This is a genomic window from Actinomycetota bacterium (genome assembly GCA_030774015.1).
Classification (GTDB): domain Bacteria; phylum Actinomycetota; class UBA4738; order UBA4738; family JACQTL01; genus JALYLZ01.
In genome coordinates this window covers 1-6,490 of sequence record JALYLZ010000149.1, presented here as the reverse complement: position 1 = coordinate 6,490, position 6,490 = coordinate 1, and the positions used below count along the sequence as shown (strand labels likewise).

Genomic DNA, 6,490 nt, shown 5'->3' with positions numbered 1-6,490 from the left:
TGCTGTTTCATCGCCTCATGGAGCAGGCCGTGGCCACCGACCCCGCCCCCTATCGCGCCATCAAGGGCGGACGGCCCTGACCCCAACATCTTGGGGTACTGGACCAAAATGGATACCCCCTTTTCGGCATTTCGTTGCATGCCTCCGCCGGGAACGGGGTACAGGGATCGCAGCCGGACCGAGGAGGAGGTTGCGATGCCCGCATTTCCCGACGTCAACGTGTGGCCGGCGCTGGCCATCGCCATCGTCATCGCCGCGGCGATCGGCACGCTGCTCGCGTTCCTGGAAGGCAAGCTGACCCGCTCCGCCCGATCGGCGGGCCCGGCGGACGACATGACCAGGAGCACGCTGCCGGAGCACCCGGCGACGTCCCCGACGGTGCTGGACCAGCTCGCCGCGGGCCCGGAGGAGCCCGGCGACCTCCGCCGCTCGGCCTGAGGCGACCTACAGCTAGATCGGCGGGGTGACCCGGGACAGCTTGTTCAGGATCGGCACCAGCAGCTGCTGCCACAGGCCGGACACCAGCAGGATCCCGATCGCCACCATCACGGCGCCCGAGACGCCGGCGAACCAGTGGTAGTTCCGCTTCACGAACTGGAGCGCGCCCATCAGCCGCCGCACCCCCAGCCCGATCAGCAGGAACGGCAGGCCCAGGCCGAGGGAGTACACGAACAGCAACGCGCCTCCCTGAAAGGCGCTGCCCTGGCTGCCGGCCAGGGTCAGGATCGCGCCCAGGACCGGCCCCAAGCAGGGCGTCCAGCCCGCGGCGAACGCCATCCCCAAAGGCAGCGCCCCGGCCGGACCGGGCCGGACCCTCGACAGGAAGGGCCGCCGCTCCGCGTACAGCGAGAGCCACCCGATCCGAAATGCGTACAGGATCATCAGCACGCCGAACGCCAGCACCACCACGCCGGCGATGCGCAGGCCGAGGGAGCTCTTGACGAACTTCAACACCCCGATCGACACGCCGAGCAGCGTGAACACCACCGCGAACCCCAGGATGAACAGCAGGATGGGCAGCACCGGCCGGTGCTCTTCCCTCTCCCCTCCCGACACGAACGCCAGGTAGCCGGGGACGAGCGGGAACACGCATGGCGATGCGAAGGAGACCACGCCCGCGGCGAAGGCCAGCCCGGGGGCCCACCACTGCGACAGGCCGGAGGTGATGTCAGCGAACATGCAGGCTCAGGCGCCGCTCCGTGCTTCCACAGCCGGAGTGTACGGGCGGGTCTAGGATTCGGACGGAGTCGCGACCCTCAGCGTCGGTGACCTTGACCTCATCTCCGGGCGGGGGGAACATTCGGTCCGCTCGAAGCAAGGGGACGGTCATCAGCAAGCAAGTGCGCAGCGTTCGGTTCCTTATTCCGCTTCTGCTTCCTGCCGCCGTCAGGGCCCCGACGACCCGGACGGTACCGGTGGTGGCCGAGCCCGACCAGCGGAGCCAACGGGCCGCGGATCTCGTCCACGGCCTGCCCATTGCCTTCATCGAGAATCGGGGCCAAGCCGACCACCGCATCCGCTACCTGGTCCAGGGGTCGCGGACATCCCTCGGCTTCACCAACTCAGGGCTTTCCATCGTCCAGCAGGGGGCGGCGGTACGGCTCTCGTTCCCGGGCGCTTCGCGGACTGAGCCAGTAGGTCGCGAGCGGCTCGACGAACACGTGAGCTATTTCACCGGCCCCAAGAGCCATTGGATCACGGGCATCCCGACGTTCGGCGAGGTTGCCTACCGGAACCTGTGGCCGGGAGTGAGTCTGTCGTTCGCGGGCAACGCCTCCCAGCTCGAGTACACCTTGCGCCTCGCGCCGAGATCGGACCCGAGCGACGTGCAACTGGCCTACCGCGGCGCCACGAGCCTGAATCTCACAGCGGACGGAGCTATGCGAGTGGCCAAAGCAGGCGCAGGGTTTTCCGACGCGGCGCCTCATGCCTTCCAGATCGTGGATGGCCGCAGGATCGATGTGGCAGCCTCCTACGACTTGCGTACAGGCGGCACATTCGGCTTCCATCTGGGCGCATATGATCCCTCCCTTCCCCTGATCATCGACCCAGCCATCCTCGTTTATGCGGGTTACATCGGAGGCAGCGCCGGCGAAGGCGGCAGCGGCATTGCAGTGGATTCCTCCGGGAACGCCTACGTCACCGGGGGGACCGGATCCGACCAGGCCACGTTCCCCGTCAGCGGGGGCCCTGACGTCACCTTCAATGGCAGCAACGACGCCTTCGTGGCCAAGATCAAGGCGGACGGCTCGGGCCTGGTCTACGCGGGCTACATCGGGGGCAGTGGCAGCGACGGGGGCTATGGAATCGCAGTCGATTCGTCAGGGGACGCCTATGTCGTCGGCTCCACTTCCTCGGACCAGACATCATTCCCTGTCCTCGGTGGGCCGGATCTGAGTTTCAATGGCACGACCGACACCTTCGTGGCCAAGCTCAATGCGAGCGGGTCAGCCCTCCTCTACTCGGGGTATATCGGGGGCGCAGGTTATGACGCTGGCCAAGGCGTCGCCCTGGACTCCGTGGGCAACGCCTACATCGCCGGCAAGACGCTGTCCGACCAGGCTTCCTTTCCCGTTACGGGGGGCCCTGACCTCACCTTCAATGGCAGCAGTGACGCCTTCGTGGCCAAGGTCAAGGCGAATGGTTCAGGCCTCGATTACGCGGGGTATGTCGGAGGCAACGACTTCGACGACGGCCTCGGAATCGCCGTTGACGCGTCCGGGCACGCGTATGTCGCTGGACGCACGTCATCGGACCAAGCCTCCTTCCCGGTGACCCTGGGGCCGGACCTGACATTCAACGGGAACGAGGACGCGTTCGTGGCCAAGGTGAAGTCCGACGGTTCAGCCCTCGACTACGCAGGCTATATCGGCGGCTTCGACTTCGACGAAGGCTACGGCATCGCGGTGGACGCTTCCGGGAATGCATATGTGACGGGAAATGCGCATTCCAACCAGCGCACCTTCCCCGCCGCCGTCGGTCCAGACCTGACCTTCAACGGTGGCTACGACGCATTCGTGGCGAAGGTCAAAGCCGATGGCTCGGGCCTCGTGTACTGCGGGTATATCGGCGGGAGCGAGGTTGAATTCGGCCTAGGGATTGCCGTGGACGCTTCGGGGAACGCGTACGTCACCGGATTCACGTACTCTGACCAGACCACTTTCCCAGTAACGGGGGGCCCCGACCTCACGTTCAACGGCGGCGGCTACGACGCATTCGTCGGCGAGGTCAAGGCCGACGGCTCCGGGTTGACGTACGCGGGTTACATCGGGGGCGGCGCCGCCGATTCAGGGACCGCGATCGCAGTGGATTCCGGCGGCAATGCCTACATCACCGGGGTCACCCTTTCCGATCAGACGACGTTCCCCGCAACGGGTGGCCCGGATCTCTCGTACAACGGTGGAAACGGCGACGCCTTCGTCGCCAAGGTGGCCTCAGGTACCGTCATCGACACCAGCCCTGCGGCCTCCTACACGATCTCGGCCACCGATTCACCGGACACCATCGGGGTCACCGACGGACCGGTGATTTCCGGGTTCCAGACGGTGGAGATCACCGTGGGCACATCGAAGTGGGACCTCGCCAACAAGACGACCATCACGGTGAATGCGGGAGCGGGCGCTGACACCATCACGGTCAACAACCCGACGGCCGCCTCTGGAGTGGCCTTCATTACGGTGAACGGAGGCGCAGACAGCGACTCCGCGCACGCTATCGCCACCGCGCCGGGGATCACCACCACGGTTGACTCGGGGGCGGGGGGTTCCGACACCGTTGACGCCGGCTCCACCCTGAACGGCATCGTGGGCACGCTCCGGATCATGGATGCCGGCGACGGAGGCACCGCCACGCTCGAGGACACTTCGGACACCGTACCGAACGTGGTGACCATGGCCTTCTCGTCACCCACCACTTCGTTCACCGGGGCGTCGCCTGGCGAGATCGACGTGACGGGGATGGGCTCCATCTCGCTCTCCCTGGGGTCTGGGGCCGACACCCTTCAGGTACAGGGAGCGAATCCCAGCGTCACCTACAGCCTTGACCTCGGCCCGGGGAAGGACGCCCTGGCGATGCAAGGGTCAGCTGCCATCCCCTCGGGTCCCCTCGTAAGCGGAGGGGCGGGGACAGACACGGTCAAGTACGCCAAGTACTCCACCGGCGTTACCGTGAACCTCTCGACGGGGTCAGCGACTGGAACCCCGGGCCTCGCCGGGTTCGAGAACATCACCGGCTCGCCCTTCCCCGACAGCCTGACGGGCAACAGCGGTCCGAATTCCATCTCCGGCACGGGCGGGGGAGACACGATGTCTGGCCTCGGAGGAGCGGACGGACTGACCGGGACCCCTGGGCCCGACGTCATGTCCGGCGGGGACGGCAACGACCAGGCGAACGGCGGAGGCGGCAACGACAACCTGTCCGGTGGGGCGGGGAACGACCGGCTGACCGGCGGGCGGGCTCCGACACGGTGAACGGGGACGACGGAGACGACACCCTGGGGATCAAGGACGGCGTGTCCGGCAACGACTCCGCCGACGGGGGCCCCCGGCACGGACACCTGCGTGGCCGATTCGGGTGACACCGTGGTGAACTGCGAGGCCTAGGGGTCCGCAGGTCTGCCTGGGACGGGGCAGGTGAGTTGCGCAGGTCCGGCGTTCATCGGATAGTGTGGATGATCCTTGTGAAACCGTTCACAAGACCTGTCACCGTGCCTGCGTGCAACCGTTCCCGGACGGCGGATAGAATCACCGGGCCTGGACACGTCGAGGACTCGACTGGATGAAGCTGCCGATTCCGAAGGCTCTCGAACGGCGCCTCGCTCCCCTGGTGGAGCGGGGAAACCAGTTCCTCCGGACTTGGGAATGGACGTGGACCACTGCCGTGGTGACGTGCGTGGCCATCGCGTTCGCGGCCCTGATCTTCCTGGCGGTGATCCCGTCGTTCTGGCTGTACTACGCCCAGAACACGCTGCGCTGGCAGTCGTTCTGGCTCACCAAGCTTCGGGACGCCGTCGCGGCGGGGTGGATCACGGTATGGTTCGGCGCCTTCTTCCTGGTGGCCTACCTGCTCCAGAAGCAGCGACAGAAGGTCCGGGGCACGGGCGGGGACACCCGCCCGACCGGAGGCTACCGGTGAGCGTTCGACACGAGGGAGTGATGCGCTAGTGCCGTTCACGAAGACCGAGGTCGACATCCACACGGACTACCGGGTGGAGTCGGTCGACCCCGACTGGCTGAAGCAGGGGGTGAAGTCCCCGAAGCACCTCATGCTGGACCCGGACTACTGCATCCTGTGCCGGGCCTGCGAGGACGTGTGCCCCTGGAACTGCATCTACATGCTCGACCCCGGCATCGTCGAGCAGACCCAGAACCAGGCCGAGGAGGCCGACACCCGGGATGCGTTCGCCATCTTCGTGGTGGACGACAACGCCTGCACCCGGTGCTCGGTGTGCGTGGAGCGTTGCCCGAGCGACTGCCTGTACTACGCGCGCCTGCCGGAGGAGGGAGCCGGCCCCCGGACCATGGGAGCCGTGCCGATGTCGCAGCAGCAGCCCGAAGACGCCTAGGGGGAAACGCAGGGGTGAAGCTGAAGCCGCCGTCGCCGATGGAGCTGCTGGACCGGGTTCGCGACACGGAGGTCTGGAAGTCGATCTTCCGTCCGGGGTCGATCTTCCGGAGGGGCTACCGGGACACGTCCAGGGACCGCTCCCTGGCCATGATGAACAACGTCCTGTACCACCTGCACCCGGTGAAGGTGAAGCGGCACGGGCTGAAGCTGACCTACACCTTCTGCCTGGGTGGGATCTCGTTCTTCCTGTTCATCCTGCTCACGATCACTGGGATCTTCCTGATGTTCTTCTACCGGCCGTCGGCGGACGTCGGGGGCGCGACGGCCTACGCGGACATGCAGACCATCCGCAGCACCGTGTTCTTCGGCGACCTGGTGCGGAACATCCACCGGTGGGGCGCGCACCTCATGGTGTTCACCGTGGCCCTGCACATGGCCCGGGTGTTCTACACGGGCGCCTACAAGCCGCCGCGGGAGTTCAACTGGGTGGTGGGCGTGCTGCTGCTGTTCCTCACGCTGGGGCTGTCGTTCACCGGCTACCTGCTGCCGTGGGACCAGCTGTCGATCTGGGCCGTCACGGTGGGGACGTCGCTCGCCGGCTACGTGCCGCTGATCGCCAAGCAGTCGCAGTTCCTGCTGCTGGGAGGGATCAGCGTGGGGCCGAACACGCTCTTGCGGTGGTACGTGCTGCACGTGCTGGCATTGCCGTTCGTCCTGGTCATCTTCCTGGCCGTTCACTTCTGGAGGATCCGCAAGGACGGCGGCATCTCGGGACCGTTGTAGGGGGGCTGGTGGCGCGAGAAGAGCTTCCGCTCGACCAGGAGACCTTCGACCGCATCCTGGCCGAAGAGCAGGCCAAGGGGACGGATCGCAGGGTCGCCGAGGGCCGGGCCCGCTCGGCGGCGGTCCGGGCGTACCGCGCCGC

General features: G+C 66.7%; 5 protein-coding genes and 1 pseudogene. 5 read left to right on the top strand and 1 reads right to left on the bottom strand.

The features are described 5' to 3' along the window. The first annotated feature begins 195 nt into the window (after positions 1-195). Positions 196-438: a hypothetical protein gene (locus tag M3Q23_14935; GenBank protein MDP9343354.1), complete on the top strand. Its 243-nt coding sequence runs from the start codon at positions 196-198 to the stop codon at positions 436-438. A gap of 12 nt (positions 439-450) precedes the next feature. Here the strand turns inward: M3Q23_14935 and M3Q23_14930 are convergent, their stop codons facing one another. Next, positions 451-1,179 carry a cytochrome c biogenesis protein CcdA gene (locus M3Q23_14930; GenBank protein ID MDP9343353.1) on the bottom strand — a complete coding sequence of 243 codons (729 nt, stop codon included), beginning with the start codon at positions 1,177-1,179 and terminating at the stop codon, positions 451-453. Between the two features lie 239 nt (positions 1,180-1,418). On the opposite strand from M3Q23_14930, the pseudogene M3Q23_14925 reads away from it, so the two are divergent. The 4 genes and pseudogenes from M3Q23_14925 (at position 1,419) to M3Q23_14910 (ending at position 6,348) form a co-directional block, all read left to right on the top strand. Beyond that, positions 1,419-4,451, top strand: a pseudogene (locus M3Q23_14925) (SBBP repeat-containing protein). A 325-nt stretch (positions 4,452-4,776) separates the two neighbouring features. Beyond that, positions 4,777-5,133 (top strand): hypothetical protein, encoded by a 357-nt coding sequence (locus M3Q23_14920; protein MDP9343352.1) that lies wholly within the window; start codon positions 4,777-4,779, stop codon positions 5,131-5,133. Positions 5,134-5,161: 28 nt separating this feature from the next. Continuing rightward, positions 5,162-5,563, top strand: coding sequence for a 4Fe-4S dicluster domain-containing protein (locus tag M3Q23_14915; GenBank protein MDP9343351.1), 402 nt, complete (start codon positions 5,162-5,164; stop codon positions 5,561-5,563). Between the two features lie 38 nt (positions 5,564-5,601). Then, positions 5,602-6,348, top strand: coding sequence for a cytochrome b N-terminal domain-containing protein (locus M3Q23_14910; GenBank protein ID MDP9343350.1), 747 nt, complete (start codon positions 5,602-5,604; stop codon positions 6,346-6,348). Positions 6,349-6,490: the final 142 nt, after the last annotated feature.

Bases quoted from the DNA above. Each gene is read 5' to 3' on its own strand.
- M3Q23_14935 (MDP9343354.1), top strand. From the start codon at position 196: ATGCCCGCATTTCCCGACGTCAACGTGTGGCCGGCGCTGGCCATCGCC.
- M3Q23_14930 (MDP9343353.1), bottom strand. From the start codon at position 1,179: ATGTTCGCTGACATCACCTCCGGCCTGTCGCAGTGGTGGGCCCCCGGG.
- M3Q23_14920 (MDP9343352.1), top strand. From the start codon at position 4,777: ATGAAGCTGCCGATTCCGAAGGCTCTCGAACGGCGCCTCGCTCCCCTG.
- M3Q23_14910 (MDP9343350.1), top strand. From the start codon at position 5,602: ATGGAGCTGCTGGACCGGGTTCGCGACACGGAGGTCTGGAAGTCGATC.